The sequence below is a fragment of the Streptomyces sp. NPDC085866 genome (assembly GCF_044541035.1).
GTDB lineage: Bacteria > Actinomycetota > Actinomycetes > Streptomycetales > Streptomycetaceae > Streptomyces.
Map to the genome: position 1 here is coordinate 412248 of NZ_JBITSQ010000003.1, position 17153 is coordinate 429400.

A 17153-nucleotide genomic window follows, 5' to 3' on the forward strand; every position below is an offset into this window, starting at 1 on the left:
ATGCTCACAGTTCGCGGAGGACGGGCAGCAGCTTCTGCTCGGCCCACGCCAGGTACGGCTCCTGATGGTCACCGCCGATCTGCACGAGGGCGACCTCGGTGAACCCGGCGTCGACGTAGGGGCGTACGGCCTCGGCGACGGCATCCACGTCGTCACCGCAGGGAATGGACTCGGCCACGTCCTCGGGCCGTACGAACTGGGTGGCACCCACGAACGCGGCGGGTCCGGGCAGTTCGGAGTTGACCGGCCAGCCCCCGCCGAACCAGCGGAACTGGTCGTGGGCACGGGTGATCGCCGCGTCGCGGTCGGTGTCGTAACAGATCGGCAGCTGGCCGACCCTGGGCTTGCCCGCGCCGCCGTGCCGGTCGAACGCGGAGACCAGTTCCGCCCTGGGTTCGGTGGCGATCACCAAGTCGGCCAGCCGGCCCGCGAGTTCGCACGAACGGTCACCCGAGACGGCGACGCCGATCGGCGGGGGCGTGTCGGGCAGGTCCCACAACTTGGCGTTCTCCACCTCGAAGTGAACGCCGTGATGGTTGACGTTCTCGCCCGCGAAGAGCGAGCGGATGATCTCGACGGCCTCCTCCAGCCTCTCCAGACGGACGTGCGCCGCGGGCCAACCACCGCCCACCACATGCTCGTTGAGGTTCTCCCCCGAACCGAGGCCGAGGCGGAAGCGGCCCTCGGAGAGGAGCTGCAAGGTGGCGGCCTTCTGGGCGACGACGGCCGGGTGGTAGCGGGTCGTCGGGCAGGTCACGTAGGTCATGAGCGGGATGCGTTCGGTGGCCTGTGAGGCGGCACCGAGCACGCTCCACGCATAGGAGGCATGGCCCTGGGACTCCAGCCAGGGGAAGTAGTGGTCGGACGTGACCGAGAAGTCGAAGCCGGCGCGCTCGGCGCCGACCACATGGCCGACGAGTTCCCGGGGACCTGCCTGCTCGGTCATCATCGTGTACCCGATCTGCACCATGCCGCTCATCTCCTCGTGGTTCGGGGTTGTGCGAGACGGTGTTCCGTCCCGTCACCGCTTCGTCGTGAGCCGCAGGTCTGCCTCCTGCTCCTGGTCACCCGCCGCTGTGCCCCGCTCGTCCACGGCAAATGCGACACCCAAGGCTTCGCGGAGCTGGTCCACGGCGAGGTAGGCGCCCTGAAGCGTGGCGGAGACCGGGCCCTCCAGAGGAATCGGATCGGTCGGGATCCGCTCCTGCGTCGGCTCGAACTCCGCGCTCCACGACGTTCCGGTGAGAGACACGGTGGCCATCAGGCTCACTCTCCTTTGGCGACGGTCAGGGGGCCCTCCCTTCCAGCGTCGCCCGCCTCGGCTTCCATGGCGCGCGGAGCGTCAGCAGGGCGGGTTGTCGGGCACAGGACGCCCCGGACGTGCCGGAATGCGCGGCGCCCCTCCTCCCGGTGGGCGGCCTGCTGATCGGGCGGGTCCCTCGATACAGGCTTCGGTCCCCCTCTGTTTCCGGGGACTTCCGGGCGACGCCCGCTCACGGCGCTCAGGTACCCCGACGGCCGACGATGATGCTGCCCCGACGCCCCAGACCGAGGGGGTCCAGGACCGTACGGCGGTCAGGACACCGGTGGGACTGCCCGGGCACAGCGAAGGGCGGAGCCGAAGGTCTCCTTCAGCGCTTCGGCCGCGGTGGCGGTGCACAGGCGGGTGTTGCCGTCGAGGTGGTTGGTGCCGATGCCGGCGCGGGCGATCACCGACAGCGTGTAGTACTCCTCCAGGAACAACTGGCCCGAGGTGGAGAAGCCGATGGAACCGGGGCCGTTCTCGTCCAGCAACTCCCTGCTCCGGGTGGCGATCCGGTCCATGGCGGTGTCCCAGCCGCAGGGCACCAGCCGCCCGCCGTCCCGGACCAGTGGAGTGGTCAGCCGGTCCTTTGCGTGGTTGACCTGCCAGCCGACAGGTCCTTCGGCCCGAGCCGACCGTGGTTCAGACGGTCACGATCCGGTCATGGACGACCGCGACATCCATCGCGTCCCCGTTGGAGTGCAGCAGCGAAGCAGTGAGGACCCACCGCTCCACCGCGTCGGCCGTGACGCCAGGTTCGAGGTACGAGTCGATCCGCACCGGCCAGACACCACCACGGCCGTAGGGGGTGCGGTCGCCCCAGGGCCGCGCGATCCGGTCCACCTCGGGCTCCATCAGCCTCAGCGTCAACGACCGAGGGCGTTCTGCAGCTGCTTCTTGGTCATCGAGGAGCGACCGTCGATGTTGCGCTTCCTCGCCTCCTCGTACAGCTGGTCCTTGGTGGGTCCTTGCGCGCCGCTGTGCGAGCGCTGCCCGCCGCGCTGGGACGAGGACTTCGGATCACGCGTCGAGGTCCTGCTCGCGGTCTTCGACTCGCCCGACCTCGCCCGCTCCTTGTCGACCGTCCGCGCGGCGATCTCCTTGGCCCGTCCGGCGGACTCGCCGCGGTCCTGGGCGCCCTTCTTGATGTGTTCGTACTGGCGTTCCCGCTTGGAACTCGATCCGGCAGGCATGCTGCTCCTCCTCATCGTTCTTACAAGAGGCTGGACGACGCGCGGGCGGCCAGGGGTGGCCGGCCCGCTGGTTCGGAGGCACTCCGCTTGGTCAGGCCCTGCTCGCACTGCTCGCAGAACCCGCAGGCGACGTTGAAGGGGACGTCCGTCCCTCGTACATGTGCAGGTCCGAGCCGCAGATATTGGTAGTCGTGATCCTGACCAAGATGTCGCAGGGATGCTCGATCTTCGCGTCCGGCACGTCCTTGACGGTCACGGTGCGCGGTCCTTCGTAAACGGCGGCGGCCTTCACGATCTCTCCTCTCACGCACTCCACTCCGGTCCGGCCGACCAAAACGGACCAAAAGGGCGTGACGGCCACGCCGACCGCGGGCATGCCGGTGCGTGTCACCTCGGCAGGAGGGAACCCGGCGGCCATGAACAGCGAGCAAGGACTCCGGGGGGCGTACTGGATCGAGACCGCGCCGGGCGGCGAGCCCGCTCCCCCGCCGTCCGGGGGCCTCACCGTCGATGTCGCGGTGGTGGGCGGCGGCATGGCGGGGCTCAGCACGGCCTGGGAGCTGGCCCGGCGCGGGCGTGAGGTGGCCGTGCTGGAGGCCGGGCGGATCGCCGGCGGGGTCACGGGCCATACGACGGCCAAGCTGACCGCGCTGCACACACTCGTGTACGACCACCTGCGCCGCACCCGCGGCCGCGAGGGCGCGCGGCTGTACGCCCACTCGCAGTCGGCGGCGATCCGCCGCGCCGCCGAGCTCGTCGACGAACTGGGTATCGAGTGCGAGTGGGAGGAGGCGGCGGCCTGCACATATGCCGAGAATCCGGAGCACGTGGCCCCGCTGCGGGCGGAGGCCGAGGCGGCTCGCGATGCGGGCCTGCCGGCCGAGTTCGTCACCGGCACGGACCTGCCCTACCCGGTGGCCGGTGCGGTCCGGGTGACCGGCCAGGCGCAGTTCCATCCCGTGAAGTACCTGCGTGCCCTGGCCGACGACCTGCGCCGGCGCGGCGGCGCCATGTACGAGGGGACACGCGTCACCGCGCTCACCGAAGGCGAACCCTGTGCCCTCACGACCGACACGGGTGCGGAGGTACGGGCGCGCGAGGTCGTCGTCGCCACGCACTACCCCGTCTTCGACCGGGCCCTGCTCTTCACCCGGCTCTCCCCGCGCCGCGAGCTGGTCGTCGCGGGGACCCTCGACACCGACCGGGCACCGCGCGACATGTACATCACCCCCGAACAGAACACCCGGTCCGTGCGCAGCGCCCCCTACGCCGACGGCAAACGCCTGCTGATCGTCACGGGCGAGCACTTCACCCCCGGCGCCCCCGGCGGCGCCGACGTCGAGGAACGCTTCGCCCGGCTGACCGCCTGGGCCGACAGCCGGTTCCCGGGCCTGACGCCCACCCACCGCTGGGCCACCCAGGACAACGACTCCACCGACTCGGTCCCCCTGGTGGGGCCGCTGTACCCGGGCAGCCGCCACACCTACGTGGCCACCGGCTTCGGCGGCTGGGGCCTGAGCGGCGGCATCATGGCCGGCCTGCTGATCGCCGACCTGGCCGAGGGCCGCGAGCCCGAATGGGCGGCCCTGTACGACCCGCGCCGACTCGGTTCCGTGGTCCGCGAAGGCATGTCGTTCCTCAAGCACCAGGCACACGTGGCCCGGCACTTCGTCGGTGACCGGCTGCCGCCCGTCACGGCACCCGCACCCGAGGACCTAGCCCCCGGAGACGGAGCGGTACTGCGTGTGGGCGGCCACCGCTGCGCAGTCCACCGGGACGACAGCGGTCAGCTCCACGCGGTCTCGGCCCGCTGCACCCACCTCGGCTGCCTCGTCGCCTTCAACCGCGCGGAACAGGCATGGGAGTGCCCGTGCCACGGCTCCCGCTTCGCCCCCGACGGCCGCATCCTCCAAGGTCCCGCCGTTCGGCCGCTGGAGCAGCGCGAGATCCAGTCGACGTGACAACCCCTCCGGGCTCTCTCGTTACGACGGCGGCCCAGGGGTACCCGTGTGACACGACGACCCGGATCCGGTCCGGCCGCACCCCCCTCACCAACGAGGAGAGCACCCGTGAAAGCCCTCGTCATCAACGGCACGCTCAAGACATCCCCCGAACTCTCCGACACCGAGGCGCTGGCCTCGGTGGTCGCCGCGCGGCCGGCCGAGCTGGACGTGAAGACGGAGTCTGTGCGTGCCGTGGACCTGGCCATCGCCCCCGGCGTGGTCACGGACGCGGGCGACGGCGACGAATGGCCGGGCGTGCACGACCGGCTCCTCGACTCCGAGATCCTGGTCGTCGCCTCGCCGACCTGGCTGGGCCGGCCGTCCTCGGTGGCGCAGCGGGTGCTGGAACGGATGGACGCGACGATGTCCGAGACCCACGACGAGGACCGCCCCGTCGCCCGCAACCGGGTCGCGGGCGTGGTCGTCACCGGGAACGAGGACGGCGCCCACCACGTCATCAGCGAGATCTCCGGCGCCCTCGCGGACATCGGCTGCACGCTCCCGGGCCAGGCGTGGACGTACTGGCACCTCGGCCCCGGACCCGGCCCCGCCTGCCTGGAGGAGCAGCGCGGCCGCGACCGGGCGCACAGCACCGGCCGCACGACGGCCGACAACCTCTGCGGAGTCGCCCGCGCACTCGCCGAACGGCCGCTGAAGGCGCCGAGCTGATCAGGGCACCACGATGGCAACCGAGTCCCTCGTCTCCCCGCCCCGGTTCCGCGGCTGGATCCCGCCGGGCGTCTACCGGCCGCAGACCGACACCGGGCTGCTCGGCCGGGCGCTGCGCCGGGAGCGGATCACCACCCGTACCGAGGTCCTGGACCTCGGCACCGGCAGCGGTGCCCTCGCGGTCGAGGCGGCCCGGCTCGGCGCGCGGGTGACCGCGGTGGACATCTCCTGGCCGGCACTCGCCGCCGCCTGGTGCAACGCCCTGCTGAACGGCCAGACGGTGCGGGTACGCCACGGCGACCTGGCGTCCGCCGTGCCGGGCCGCCGGTTCGACCTCGTGGTCACCAACCCGCCGTACGTCCCCGCGCCGCCCGCCGACGGCCCGCCCCGGGGCCGCGCCCGGGCCTGGGACGCCGGTCCCGACGGCCGGCTGCTCATCGACCGCATCTGTGCGACGGCACCGGCGGTCCTGCGCCCCGCGGGCAGGCTGCTGATGGTGCACTCCCACCTGAGCGGCGTCGACGAGACCCTGGCCCGGCTCCACACGGCCGGGCTGCACGCCCAGGTCGTCGACCGTACCCGGCTGCCCTTCGGCCGCGTACTGCGCTCCCGGCTCGGCTGGCTGCGCGAACGCGGCCTGGTGGCCGACAGTGCCGACCGTATGACGGAGGAGCTGGTGGTGATCCGTGCCGAACACATCTGACCGCCCCCGCCGCATCCGCGTCCAGCGCGACGGTCCGCTCCTGGTGGAGGGGCCGGTCGAAGTCGTGGGCGAGGACGGCGAGGTGCATGTGTCGCGACGCTTCATGGTGGCCATTTGCACCTGCCGCCGTACCCGGACCCCGCCCTGGTGCGACACCAGCCATCGCCGCCGTACGAAACCGGACGAGGCATCGTGATGACGAACGTACGACTGCCGGAGCCGCGCGGCCCGCTCTCGGCCGCGCTCACCGCCGTACTGCGTGAACCGGAATCCGGCCTGCCACCGGTCCCCTCCGAAACCGACCCCTACGGCGACGACCTCCAACTCGCCCTGTTCATCCTCTACGAACTCCACTACCTCGGCTTCGACGGCGTCCGTGACGACAGCGAGTGGGACCCTCAACTCCTCGCCCTACGCGCCAAGTTGGAGGACCTATTCCTCGGCGCGCTGCGCGCGGACGTACCGATCGACGCGTCCGAGACCGCCACGCAGGCCCTGGACGAGCTCCAGCTCGAACCGATCGGCGAGGTCGACGGCAGCCTCTCCCACTTCCTGCGCGACCACGGCACCCTCGACCACTTCCGGGAGTACGCCGCGCTGCGCTCGCTCTACCACCTCAAGGAGGCCGACCCGCACGCCTGGGTCATCCCCCGGCTGCGCGGACGGGCCAAGGCGGCCATGGTCGCCGTGGAGTTCGACGAGTTCGGCGCCGGCCGCGCCGACCAGATCCATGCCCAGCTCTTCGCCGACCTCATGGCGGACCTGGGCCTGGACACCACGTACGGCCACTACGTCGACGCCGCACCGGCCGAGGCCCTGACCACCGTCAACCTGATGTCCCTGTTCGGCCTGCATCGGGCCCTGCGCGGAGCGCTCGTCGGTCACTTCGCGACCGTCGAGATCACCTCCTCCCCCGCATCCCGGCGTCTGTCCGAGGCCCTGCGCCGCACGGGCGCCGGCCCGGCGGCCGTCCGCTTCTACACCGAGCATGTCGAGGCGGACGCGGTGCACGAACAGGTCGTACGGCACGAGGTCGTCGCCGGACTGCTGGCGGACGAGCCGCAGCTGGACGCCGACGTGGTCTTCGGGGTCCGGGCGACCGGCCACTTGGAGGACCGGCTGGCCGCCCGGCTGCTGGCAGCATGGCGCGATGGCCGTTCCGCCCTGCGTACGGGCCGCATCACACAGGCGGTCCTGGGCACCTGATCTGCGCAGCCGGGATGGCTGCCGACGTCGGCCGGCTGATCGGCGCAGCGTAGGAACGGCACCGGGATGTCGAGGCCCCTCTCGCCGTCCCCCGGCACCGGAAGCGGCATGCTTGCAAGGGAGGCGGCCCGGCTCGGCGGCCGGGTCACCGCCATCGACATCTCCTGGCGGCCGTCGCCGTCACCCGGCTCGACGCCCTGATCAACGGGCAGCGCCTGCGGGTGTGCCACGGTGAGCTGACGACGGGCGTGCCCCGGCGACCGCCGCTTCGACCTGACCGCCGCCCGCCCGCGCGCCGGAATGTCGGAGTCATCCGACCGGGTGGACATCGCCCGTGGCGGCGCGGGGTCCATCCGGATCGGGAACCACTGTCAGCTGGGCGGGACCGTCCCGGCCGGGGCATGACCAGCGAGAGGTGGAGCGACGATGGGGCATGGCGGAGACGCGATTGCGGAACTGATGACCGACCACCGGGAGGTCGAGGAGATGTTCGCCCGGATCCAGGGGATGCCGGGCGGCGGGCAGGAACTCCGTGACCTCGTGGACGAGGTCACCATCGAACTCGTACGGCACTCGATCGCCGAGGAGGAGTACCTGTACCCGGCGGTACGAGAGCACATCGAGGGCGGCGACCGGATCGCCGACAAGGAGATCGCGGACCACGGCCGGGTCGAGAAGCTCCTCAAGCAGCTGGAAAAGGCGGACACCGAAGGCCCGGAGACGAGCACGTTGCTGCGGCGGCTCATGGACGAGGTCTCCGCCCATGTCCGGGACGAGGAGGAGAACCTCTTCCCGATGCTGCGCCGGTCCTGCTCTCCCGAGGCGCTGAACGACCTCGGGGACAAGATCCGCCGGGCCAAGTCCCTGGCCCCGACCCGCCCGCACCCCTCCGCCCCGAACACCCCGCCCGCCAACAAGCTCCTCGCGCCCGGCGTCGGCCTGGTGGACCGGGCTCGCGACCTCATCACCGGCCGCGGCAAGTCCTGACCCCCGCAGGCGCCGGTTCCGGGCCGGGCGGCGCACACGTCCGGGCTCCTGGTCGGGAAGCCCGGACGGCCGGCCCGTTGTGACGGGGCTCATTCCCTCTTCGGGTCCGGCTGCCTACGGTGGTGGGTCACGAGCGGGGCAGCGCGGCTCCGCGAAACAGCTCGCGGGACCGATCTGCCGGACACAGGCGAGCACGTTCCCAAGGGGCCGACCGCCGTGAACGACGATCTGACACCTGTCATAGCCGCCTCCATCCGCTGGCTCCTCGCCGCCTACCCCGCCCCTGGCGGCGCACTCAGCCGGGCGCTGGCCGAGGCCCAGGCCCGGCAGGCCGTCACACTTGCCGCTACCCTGCGTTACCCCAGCGACCTGGACGTGCAGCTGCTCCATCTGCTCGCACCCAGCGGATCGAACCGGCTGGACCGGCTCACCGGATGCGAGCCGCAGCCCGACGACACCGCCTGGCGCAGCTGGATCGACGAAACCGTCGTCAGCTGGGCGGCCTGCCTCCTGGCCGACCCCGCCCTGGCCGCCCACGCCGCCCACCATCAGGCACTCACCGTGAGCGAGCACCGCGCCACCGGCGGCCTGCGCCGACTGACCGACCCCGGGAAGCGGGACACCGAGGCCGCGCCTCTGCTGCGCCATCCCGACCTGCTCGAAAACATCGCCGGCCTGCACCGGCCCGAGCTCCTGGAACTCCTCAGCGTCAACCGCGCCGAACTGTTCTGAACTCAGCACTCGGGCGAGTACTGGCGAACACGCACAGGATGTACGGCACGCCCCCAGCGGCGTCGCACCTCCCGCCGGTCGACCTTATTGCGCAGGGCGCGGGCCACCGGGAGCACGGCTCCGAAGTCACAGTGGTGCTCCGCGAAGGACGTCCGGCGGCACCCGTATGGTCAGACCCGCCGACCGCAGTGACCCGGCCACCGTCTCGGCGTCCTCGGGCAGCACACAGAAGTCGGCATCGTGCTGAAGGGCACCGCTGCCGCAATGGGCGTAGACCGCGACGCTCCCGACCAGGGCGAAGTGATGTCCGGCCCGTTTGAGGATGGCCGCGACCTGCTTGGTGGCCTCCAGGATCGCCTGGCTGCGGTCAGACGGCGGCTCCTCCCACGGGAGTGTCCCCGGCGCTTGGCCGGCCACATGGGGGTCTGGTGCGCGTACCTCCCTGGCCGTCGCTCATCGACGGCTCCCTTCGCGCGCGGCGGTCCGCAGACAGCGCCGCAGTTCCTCGGCGTACGGCAGGACGACACCGCCCGCGATGATCCCGGCGAGTCCCGCGAGGTACGCGGCGGGCAGCGGGTGCTCCTTGGGCAGCAGCCGCCAATCCTGCGGGTCCCGGCCGCCCCGCAAGGTCCTGCGGACCTGGTCGGCGTGCAGACAGGCGGTGAAGGCCAGCGCGGTGAGCGGCAGCACCTCCAGGAAGCTGTGGATGTGCTGCTCGATCGGGCGGACCTCCCGCTCGCCGACGGCCAGCGACACGTCGTACACGGCCGTCGCGCCGTGGGCGAGTGCGGCGCCGCCCATCACGCTGAGCACCAGCGGGTTGACGCGGGCCAGCAGGCCCATGGCCACCGGGATCCCGGCCTCGGTCATCATCAGCGCGTGGACCGCGGACTCCTTGGTTCCGCTGGTGTGCTCGATCCGGGTCCGCCGGTGCATCCACCAGTCGGCGAGGCCCGGCACCACCCACAGGGGGAGGGCGCCGAAGAGCAGAAAGCGGCGGCTCGCGTCCTCGACGTCGGTCGAACCGGCCGGGATCCGCAGATCGCCGCCGCGTCGCCAGTCCCGCCAGGTCCGCCAGGTCCGCCAGGTCCCTCCCAGGGTCTTCCGGGGCAGTGCGCGCAGTGTCATGGGTACCTCCGTGACATCGCCGTGGTCTGGGCCTTCGTACCCGCGATGGCCCTCCTCCCGGTACCCCTCCTCCCGCAGGCGACACCGTGTACAACCCGGCTGCCACGGGGTACTCGGCAGCGGCCACCCAGACGGACCCGGTTCAGGAGGCACGATGGCGGACTTCGGATATTTCCTCTCGTGCGAGGAGCACAGCCCCGCGGAACTCGTCGAGCAGGCACGGATGGCTGAGCAGGCCGGATTCGACTCCCTGTGGATCTCCGACCACTACCACCCGTGGCACGACGCCCAGGGCCAGAGCCCGTTCGTGTGGTCGGTCATCGGCGCCCTCTCGCAGGCGGTCTCACTGCCCGTGGAGACGGCCGTGACCTGCCCGCCGGTGCGTACGCACCCCGCGGTGATCGCCCAGGCGGCCGCCACGAGCGCGGTCCAGCTGGACGGGCGCTTCCGGCTGGGCGTGGGCACGGGCGAGGCGCTGAACGAGCACATCCTCGGCACCGTCTGGCCCGAGGCACCGGTGCGTCTGGAGATGCTGGAGGAGGCGCTGCAGATCATCCGGCGGCTGTTCACCGGCGAGCAGATCAGCCATCACGGCAAGCACTACACGGTGGAGAACGCCCGCCTCTACACGGTGCCCGACGAGCCGGTGCCGATCGACGTCTCGGCCTTCGGCCCGCAGGCCGCCGAGGTCGCCGCGCGGATCGGCGACGGGCTGATCACGATGACGCCGGACGAGTCCGTGGTGGAGCGGTTCCGGCGCAGTGGCGGCGGTACGAACCCGGTGTACGGCGGGCTCAAGGTGTGCTGGGGAACCGACGAGCGGGAGGCGGTCCGTACGGCACACCTGCTGTGGGCCAACGAGCAGCTGCCCGGCGAACTCCCCCAGGTCCTGCCCACCCCACGCCACTTCGAACAGGCGTCCCAGCTGGTCACCGAGGAGCAGGTCGCCGCGTCCGTGCCGTGCGGCGATGATCCAGACGCCCATGCGAAGGCCCTTTCGGAGTTCGTCGACGCGGGGTTCGACACGGTGTACGTCAACCAGATCGGCAAGGACCAGCAGGGCTTCTTCGACTTCTACCGCACCAAGGTCCTGCCGGCACTGCGCGGCTGAGTGAAGGTGGTGACCGCGGTGGACGGCTCCCCGAAGGCTGAGGGCACCGCACTCGTCGTCATCGACATGATCAACACGTACGACCACGAGGACGCCGAGCTGCTCGTGCCCGCCGTCGGCCGGATCGTCCAGGTCGTCGCGGATCTGATCGGCCAGGCCCGGAAGGCGGACGCGGCCGTCGTCTACGCGAACGACAACTTCGGGCTGTGGCGCTCCCACCACGGAGAGTTGCTCGACAGGGCGCTGGCTACGCCGCACGCCGCGCTGGTGGAGCCGGTGCGACCCGACGACGACTCCCTGTTCGTGGTGAAGGCCCGTCATTCCGTCTTCTACGAGACCCCCATGGCGTATCTGCTGTGGCGACTCGGCGTCGGCCACCTGGTGTTGTGCGGCCAGGTCACCGAGCAGTGCGTCCTGTACTCCGCCCTGGACGCACATATCCGGCACCTCGATGTCACGGTGCCCAGCGACGCCGTGGCATCCATCCATCCCAGGCTCGGCGCCGCCGCGCTGGAGATGATGGAGCGCAATATGGGCGCCCGGATCGTGGCGGCGCGTGAGGTGGATTTTGTGGGTACCCGGCGGCCCATACCGAATGAGAATCCTCACCGGACCGGAGGCAGGCCATGAGCCCAGGCGTCCCGACTGAGCCCCTCGGCGACCTGGTGGCGGCCCTGCGTGCCGGGACCGATGCCGAGGTCCGCTTCGATGCCGGCAGCCGGGGCGCCTACTCCACGGACGGCTCCAACTACCGGCAGGTCCCGCTCGGCGTGGTCGTCCCCCGGACCGTCGAGGCCGGGGCGCACGCGGTGCGGGTCTGCGCCCGCTTCGACGTGCCCGTGCTCTCGCGCGGCGAAGGCACCACCGTCCTGTACCGCCGTCTTCCGGTCCGACGCGCCCGAACTGCTGCCCGACGACGAGGACGTACGGCGGCTGGCGCGGCAGACAGGGGACCCTCGCCGAACAGCTCGTCCACCACGCACCGGACGGCTGGCGGCCACCCGCACCGGCCCGGCAGGCGACCGTACAGACGCACTGCCACCAGCACGCGATCATGAAGTTCGACGCCGACCGCGCGCTCATGGACCGCGCCCGCATCGACGTCGACGTCCTCGACGAGGGCTGCTGCGGCCTGGCCGGCAACTTCGGCTTCGAACGCGGCCACCACGAAATGTCCATGAAGATCGGCGAATCGGGCGTGCTGCCGGCGGTCCGCGACGCCGCTCCGAGCAGTCTGCTGCTGGCCGACGGCTTCAGCTGCCGCACCCAGTTCGAACAGGGCGCCACCGGACGCCGGGCCCTGCACCTCGCGGAGGCGCTGGCCCTCGGCCTGGACGGCCCGCTGCCGAGCGACCGTCCCGAACGCCTGGCCCGGCGACCCGCCGCCCCCTCCCGCTCGGCGCGCTGGGCCGCCACCGCGACCGCCGGCACGCTCACGGTCACGGCCGCCCTGGCAGCCGTACGACATCTGCGCCGCGCATGACGCGTACCCCAGTCCAGGAAAGGTTTTCCACCATGTCGACGAAGGTCTCCGACTACATCCTCCAGCGGCTGCGCGAGTGGGACGTGGAGCACGTCTTCGCCTACCCGGGCGACGGCATCAACGGCCTGCTCGCGGCTTGGGGGCGGGCCGAGAACAAGCCCAGGTTCATCCAGTCCCGCCATGAGGAGATGTCCGCGTTCGAGGCCGTCGGCTACGCCAAGTTCTCCGGCCGGGTCGGGGTCTGCGCCGCGACCTCCGGGCCCGGCGCCATCCATCTCCTCAACGGCCTGTACGACGCCAAGCTCGACCACGTGCCCGTGGTCGCGATCGTCGGCCAGACCAACCGCAGCGCCATGGGCGGCTCGTACCAGCAGGAGGTCGACCTGCTGAGCCTCTACAAGGACGTCGCCTCGGACTTCTGCGAGATGGTCACCGTCCCCGAGCAGCTCCCGAACGTGCTCGACCGGGCGCTGCGCACCGCCATGGCCCGGCGGTCGCCGACCGCCGTGATCATCCCGGCCGACGTGCAGGAACTGGACTACTCGGCGCCCGGGCACGCCTTCAAGATGGTGCCGTCCAGTCTCGGCATGCCGCACTACTCGCCGGTACCGGACGACGACGACCTCCAGCGGGCCGCCGATGTCCTCAACTCCGCCGGCAAGACCGCGATCCTGATCGGTCAGGGCGCGCGCGGCGCCCGGGCGGAGGTGACGGAGGTCGCCGACCGGCTCGGCGCCGGGGTCGCCAAGGCGCTGCTCGGCAAGGACGCACTCGACGACGAGCTTCCGTACGTCACCGGGGCGATCGGGCTGCTCGGCACCCGGCCGTCGTACGAGCTGATGCGGGAGTGCGACACGCTGCTCGTCATCGGCTCGTCCTTCCCCTACACGCAGTTCCTGCCGGAGTTCGGCAAGGCACGGGCCGTGCAGATCGACATCGACCCCCACATGGTCGGGCTGCGCTACCCCTTCGAGGTCAACCTGGTCGGCGACGCCGCGCGGACGCTGCGCCGGCTCCTGCCGCTGCTGGAACAGATGGAGGACACCTCCTGGCGGACGAAGATCGAGAACAACGTCAAGGGCTGGTGGGAGGTGATGGAGCGGCGGGCCGCCGTCGAGGCCGATCCGATCAACCCGGAGTACGTCGTCCACGCCCTGAACGGGCTGCTGCCGGACGACGTGATCCTGTCCTCCGACTCGGGTTCGGCCGCCAACTGGTATGCCCGGCACCTGAAGCTGCGCGGGGCGATGCGGGGCTCGCTGTCCGGGACGCTGGCCACCATGGGGCCGGGGGTGCCGTACGCCATCGGCGCCAAGTTCGCGCACGGGAACCGGCCGGCGATCGCCCTGGTCGGCGACGGGGCGATGCAGATGAACGGCATGGCCGAGCTCATCACCGTAGCCAAGTACTGGCAGGACTGGGAGGATCCGCGGCTGGTCGTCGCCGTCTTCAACAACCGGGACCTGAACCAGGTGACCTGGGAGATGCGCGCGATGGAGGGCGCCCCGCAGTTCCTGCCCTCGCAGTCCCTCCCGGATGTCCGGTACGCCGACTTCGCCCGCTCGCTGGGCCTGACCGGCATGCGGATCGACGAGCCGGGCGGGGTGACCGGTGCCTGGGAGGCCGCGCTCGCCGCCGACCGGCCGTGCGTGCTCGACTTCGTGACCGATCCCGCCGTGCCGCCGATCCCGCCGCACGCCACCCTCGACCAGATCGAGGCCGCGGCCTCCGCCGTCCTCAAGGGCGACAGCGACCGGGCGGGGATGGTCCGGCAGGGCTTCAAGGCCAAGATGCAGGAGTTCCTGCCGCACCGGCACGAAGCGGGGCGGCGGTGAGCGACCTGCCGATCGTCGAGCGGGTGGAGAGCGCCGTCCACACCGTGCCCACCGACGCGCCCGAGGCGGACGCCCCCTGGCCTGGGACAGCTCCACACTTGTCCTGGCCACCGTCCGCTGCGGCGAGGTCACCGGCCTCGGCTGCACCTACGCCCCGGCGGCCGCCGCGAAGCTCGTCGACGACCTGCTCGCCGGCGTCGTCACCGGCCTGTCCGCCCTCGACGTGCCACGCGCCAACGAGGCCATGCAGCGCGCGGTGCGCAATGCCGGCCTGCCGGGGATCGCGGCCCAGGCGATCTCCGCCGTGGACATCGCGCTGTGGGACACCAAGGCGCGCCTGCTCGGGCTGCCCCTGGTGCGCCTACTGGGCGCGGCCTACGACGAGGGTGCTGCGCGCACCACGCTCGCTGCCGAGCCCCATCGTTGTGACCCGTGACCGCGGTCAAGGACGTCGGTCCCCAACTGGTCCCCAAGAATGATCAAGGGCCGGTTTCGGATGCCTCCGAAACCGGCCCTGACCTGCGACTGTCTCCAGTCGGGACGACAGGATTTGAACCTGCGACCCCTTGACCCCCAGTCAAGTGCGCTACCAAGCTGCGCCACGTCCCGATGCCCGTTTGACCTGGGGTTTCCCCGGTCGAAACGCGCAGGGAAACAATACCGCACTCGGGTCGGTGGTCGCGCACTCTTTCCGGTTGACCTGAAGTTTGGTTGAGGTTGCACGATCTTCGACATGAAGATCGCAGCGGGCGACACCCGCACCTACGGCTACGACGACCTGCCCGGGCTCATGGCGCTCATGACGGGCGACGAGAAGCACGGCCCGGCGGCCACCTCCACGCTCGACGCGCTGTGGGTGCTGTACGACCGGGTGCTCCGGGTCACGCCGGAACGGCGCGAGGATCCCGCCCGGGACCGGTTCCTGCTGAGCAAGGGGCACGGGCCGATGGCGTACTACGCGGTGCTGGCGGCGAAAGGCTTCGTGCCCGTCGAGTGGCTGCCGGGGTTCGGGTCGTACGACTCCCCGCTCGGGCATCACCCCGACCGGGTGCTGGTGCCGGGGGCCGAGATCGGCAGCGGGTCGCTGGGTCACGGGCTGCCGATCGCCGTGGGCAGCGCGCTGGGGCTGCGCGCGCAGGGGTTGCGCGAGCCGGGCGTCTGGGTGCTGATCGGGGACGCCGAGCTGGACGAGGGCAGCAATCACGAAGCGATCGCCTTCGCCGGGCCCGCCGGGCTCGAACGGCTGCACACCGTCGTGATCGACAACTCCTCCGCCAGCCATGCCCGGCCCGGCGGGATCGCCGCCCGGTTCGAGGCAGCGGGCTGGTCCGCGGTGACCGTCGACGGGCGGAACCACGAGGCCCTGTACGCCGCGTTCACCGCGCCGCACCCGGGGCGCCCGCATGTGGTCGTCGCCCGCGTAGAGCCGAAGAACGCCTGATCCCTCCCCTCCCTCCCGCCCGTCCCTTCAGAACCCAGTGGAAAGGGTCCAGCCCTCATGGACACCATGCGTGACCGTTTCGCCCCCGTCGTCTCCAGGCTGCTGGACGAGGATCCGCGGGTCGCGGTCGTCCTCGCCGAGATCGGCAAGGACGGCTTCGCCGAGGCCCTGCGCCGACATCCGGACCGGGTGATCAACGTCGGCATCCGCGAGCAGCTGCTGGTCGGGGCCGCCGCCGGTCTCGCGCTCACCGGGCTCAGGCCGGTCGTGCACACCTTCGCCAGCTTTCTCGTGGAGCGGCCCTTCGAGCAGGTCAAGCTGGACCTCGGACACCAGGACACCGGAGCGGTGCTGGTGAGCGTCGCGGCCTCCTTCGACTGGCCGGCCGGCGGCTACACCCACATGGCGCCCGGCGACGTGGCACTGCTCGACACCCTGGACGGCTGGACCGTGCACGTGCCCGGACACCCCGACGAGGCCGAGACGCTGCTGCGGCGCGCGGTCGCCGCGGGGGACGACAAGGTGTACGTCCGGCTCTCCGTCCAGGCCAACCGGCAGGGGCTGGGGGTCGACGGGCAGCACTTCCTGACGGTCCGCGAGGGGCGCGCCGGGGTGGTCGTCGCGGTCGGGCCCATGCTGGACGCGGTGCTCGCCGCCACGGAGGGCCTGGACATGACCGTGCTGTACGCGACGACGGTACGGCCCTTCGACGCGGCCGGGCTGCGCCGGGCCACGGAGTCCGCGGGCACGGACGTCGTCCTCGTCGAGCCGTACCTCGCGGGAACGTCGACGGCAGCAGTGAACGAGGCGCTGGCGGATGCACCGCACCGGGTGCTCGGCCTCGGCGTGGGACGCCGTGAGCTGCGGCGGTACGGCACGATCGCGGAGCACGTCGCCGCGCACGGGCTCGACGCGCGGAGTCTGCGGGAGCGGATCGGGGCGTTCGTGGGGGCGGGGCAGGCGTCCGTGCGCGCGTGAGACCGGCACCGGCGTCGGAGCGCGGGCGGGAGTCTGTGCGAGCCCGACCGCGGCACCGGCTCAGTACGCGCACGACAGCCGCCCGAAGCCGACCAACGCACCCCCCAGAACACCCCGCAGCAGCCCACACCAGACCGACCGCGGTGCCTGCCCAGCACGCGGGCCACGCGAACCCGACCAACGCACCCCGCCAAGAACACCCGCAGCAGCCCACACGAGACCAGCCGCAGCACCGGCTCAGGGCGCGGACGGCGGCCACGCGAAACCGACCAACGCACCCCACCCAGAACACCCGCGGCAGCCCACACGAGACCAGCCGCAGCACCGGCTCAGGGCGCGGACGGCGGCCACGCGAAACCGACCAACGCACCCCACCCAGAA

18 protein-coding genes, 1 tRNA gene and 3 pseudogenes are annotated in these 17153 nt (G+C 71.6%); 14 read left to right on the forward strand and 8 right to left on the reverse strand.

Annotated elements, in window-relative coordinates; translation table 11 throughout:
• Nucleotides 1-4: 4 nt before the first annotated feature.
• The 5 genes and pseudogenes from ACIF83_RS08630 to ACIF83_RS08650 form a co-directional block, all read right to left on the reverse strand.
• On the reverse strand, nucleotides 5-970 hold the full coding sequence (locus tag ACIF83_RS08630; RefSeq protein ID WP_399724681.1) for an LLM class F420-dependent oxidoreductase: 966 nt from the start codon (nucleotides 968-970) through the stop codon (nucleotides 5-7).
• A gap of 51 nt (nucleotides 971-1021) precedes the next feature.
• A complete protein-coding gene (locus ACIF83_RS08635; RefSeq protein ID WP_399724684.1) occupies nucleotides 1022-1261 on the reverse strand; it encodes a hypothetical protein in 240 nt (79 codons plus the stop codon).
• Nucleotides 1262-1617: 356 nt separating this feature from the next.
• Nucleotides 1618-2158 (reverse strand): annotated as a pseudogene (locus tag ACIF83_RS08640) (molybdopterin-dependent oxidoreductase); the annotation flags it as partial.
• A gap of 11 nt (nucleotides 2159-2169) precedes the next feature.
• On the reverse strand, nucleotides 2170-2496 hold the full coding sequence (locus tag ACIF83_RS08645) for a plasmid stabilization protein (protein WP_399724687.1): 327 nt from the start codon (nucleotides 2494-2496) through the stop codon (nucleotides 2170-2172).
• 89 nt (nucleotides 2497-2585) lie between these two features.
• Nucleotides 2586-2791: pseudogene (locus ACIF83_RS08650) on the reverse strand (aldehyde dehydrogenase); the annotation flags it as partial.
• A 121-nt stretch (nucleotides 2792-2912) separates the two neighbouring features.
• On the opposite strand from ACIF83_RS08650, the gene ACIF83_RS08655 reads away from it, so the two are divergent.
• The 7 genes from ACIF83_RS08655 to ACIF83_RS08685 all read left to right on the forward strand — a co-directional run bounded on the left by ACIF83_RS08655 (nucleotide 2913) and on the right by ACIF83_RS08685 (nucleotide 8796).
• Nucleotides 2913-4457 (forward strand): FAD-dependent oxidoreductase, encoded by a 1545-nt coding sequence (locus tag ACIF83_RS08655; protein ID WP_399724690.1) that lies wholly within the window; start codon nucleotides 2913-2915, stop codon nucleotides 4455-4457.
• A 108-nt stretch (nucleotides 4458-4565) separates the two neighbouring features.
• Nucleotides 4566-5168: a flavodoxin family protein gene (locus ACIF83_RS08660; RefSeq protein WP_399724693.1), complete on the forward strand. Its 603-nt coding sequence runs from the start codon at nucleotides 4566-4568 to the stop codon at nucleotides 5166-5168.
• A gap of 13 nt (nucleotides 5169-5181) precedes the next feature.
• Complete coding sequence (locus tag ACIF83_RS08665) at nucleotides 5182-5871, forward strand: HemK2/MTQ2 family protein methyltransferase (RefSeq protein ID WP_393470372.1); 690 nt, start codon at nucleotides 5182-5184, stop codon at nucleotides 5869-5871.
• A complete protein-coding gene (locus ACIF83_RS08670; RefSeq protein ID WP_399724697.1) occupies nucleotides 5855-6067 on the forward strand; it encodes a CDGSH iron-sulfur domain-containing protein in 213 nt (70 codons plus the stop codon). Before ACIF83_RS08665 ends, ACIF83_RS08670 begins: the two co-directional genes overlap by 17 nt.
• A complete protein-coding gene (locus tag ACIF83_RS08675; RefSeq protein ID WP_398137768.1) occupies nucleotides 6067-7077 on the forward strand; it encodes an iron-containing redox enzyme family protein in 1011 nt (336 codons plus the stop codon). Before ACIF83_RS08670 ends, ACIF83_RS08675 begins: the two co-directional genes overlap by 1 nt.
• Before the next feature lie 426 nt (nucleotides 7078-7503).
• Entirely contained in the window at nucleotides 7504-8064 is a 561-nt protein-coding gene (locus ACIF83_RS08680) for a hemerythrin domain-containing protein (protein ID WP_393470364.1), read from the forward strand.
• Between the two features lie 216 nt (nucleotides 8065-8280).
• A complete protein-coding gene (locus tag ACIF83_RS08685; RefSeq protein ID WP_399724701.1) occupies nucleotides 8281-8796 on the forward strand; it encodes a hypothetical protein in 516 nt (171 codons plus the stop codon).
• 126 nt (nucleotides 8797-8922) lie between these two features.
• Here the strand turns inward: ACIF83_RS08685 and ACIF83_RS08690 are convergent, their stop codons facing one another.
• On the reverse strand, nucleotides 8923-9213 hold the full coding sequence (locus ACIF83_RS08690; RefSeq protein WP_399724704.1) for a hypothetical protein: 291 nt from the start codon (nucleotides 9211-9213) through the stop codon (nucleotides 8923-8925).
• A gap of 36 nt (nucleotides 9214-9249) precedes the next feature.
• Nucleotides 9250-9924: a diguanylate cyclase gene (locus ACIF83_RS08695; protein WP_399724707.1), complete on the reverse strand. Its 675-nt coding sequence runs from the start codon at nucleotides 9922-9924 to the stop codon at nucleotides 9250-9252.
• A gap of 154 nt (nucleotides 9925-10078) precedes the next feature.
• On the opposite strand from ACIF83_RS08695, the gene ACIF83_RS08700 reads away from it, so the two are divergent.
• From ACIF83_RS08700 to ACIF83_RS08720, 5 genes and pseudogenes are all read left to right on the forward strand, one after another.
• A complete protein-coding gene (locus ACIF83_RS08700; RefSeq protein ID WP_399724710.1) occupies nucleotides 10079-11035 on the forward strand; it encodes an LLM class F420-dependent oxidoreductase in 957 nt (318 codons plus the stop codon).
• Nucleotides 11036-11053: 18 nt separating this feature from the next.
• The gene (locus ACIF83_RS08705) at nucleotides 11054-11665 is read left to right on the forward strand and encodes a cysteine hydrolase family protein (RefSeq protein ID WP_398137764.1); all 612 of its coding nucleotides are present in this window, start codon (nucleotides 11054-11056) and stop codon (nucleotides 11663-11665) included.
• A 234-nt stretch (nucleotides 11666-11899) separates the two neighbouring features.
• Nucleotides 11900-12518 (forward strand): annotated as a pseudogene (locus ACIF83_RS08710) (FAD-binding oxidoreductase); the annotation flags it as partial.
• A 32-nt stretch (nucleotides 12519-12550) separates the two neighbouring features.
• A complete protein-coding gene (locus tag ACIF83_RS08715) occupies nucleotides 12551-14353 on the forward strand; it encodes a thiamine pyrophosphate-requiring protein (RefSeq protein WP_393470352.1) in 1803 nt (600 codons plus the stop codon).
• Between the two features lie 103 nt (nucleotides 14354-14456).
• Complete coding sequence (locus ACIF83_RS08720; protein ID WP_399725204.1) at nucleotides 14457-14789, forward strand: hypothetical protein; 333 nt, start codon at nucleotides 14457-14459, stop codon at nucleotides 14787-14789.
• Between the two features lie 99 nt (nucleotides 14790-14888).
• On the opposite strand, the gene ACIF83_RS08725 is transcribed toward ACIF83_RS08720, so the two are convergent.
• A tRNA-Pro gene (locus ACIF83_RS08725) sits at nucleotides 14889-14962 on the reverse strand.
• 124 nt (nucleotides 14963-15086) lie between these two features.
• On the opposite strand from ACIF83_RS08725, the gene ACIF83_RS08730 reads away from it, so the two are divergent.
• Nucleotides 15087-15794 (forward strand): transketolase, encoded by a 708-nt coding sequence (locus ACIF83_RS08730; RefSeq protein WP_399724714.1) that lies wholly within the window; start codon nucleotides 15087-15089, stop codon nucleotides 15792-15794.
• A gap of 57 nt (nucleotides 15795-15851) precedes the next feature.
• Complete coding sequence (locus ACIF83_RS08735) at nucleotides 15852-16772, forward strand: transketolase family protein (RefSeq protein WP_399724717.1); 921 nt, start codon at nucleotides 15852-15854, stop codon at nucleotides 16770-16772.
• Nucleotides 16773-17153 lie beyond the last annotated feature (381 nt).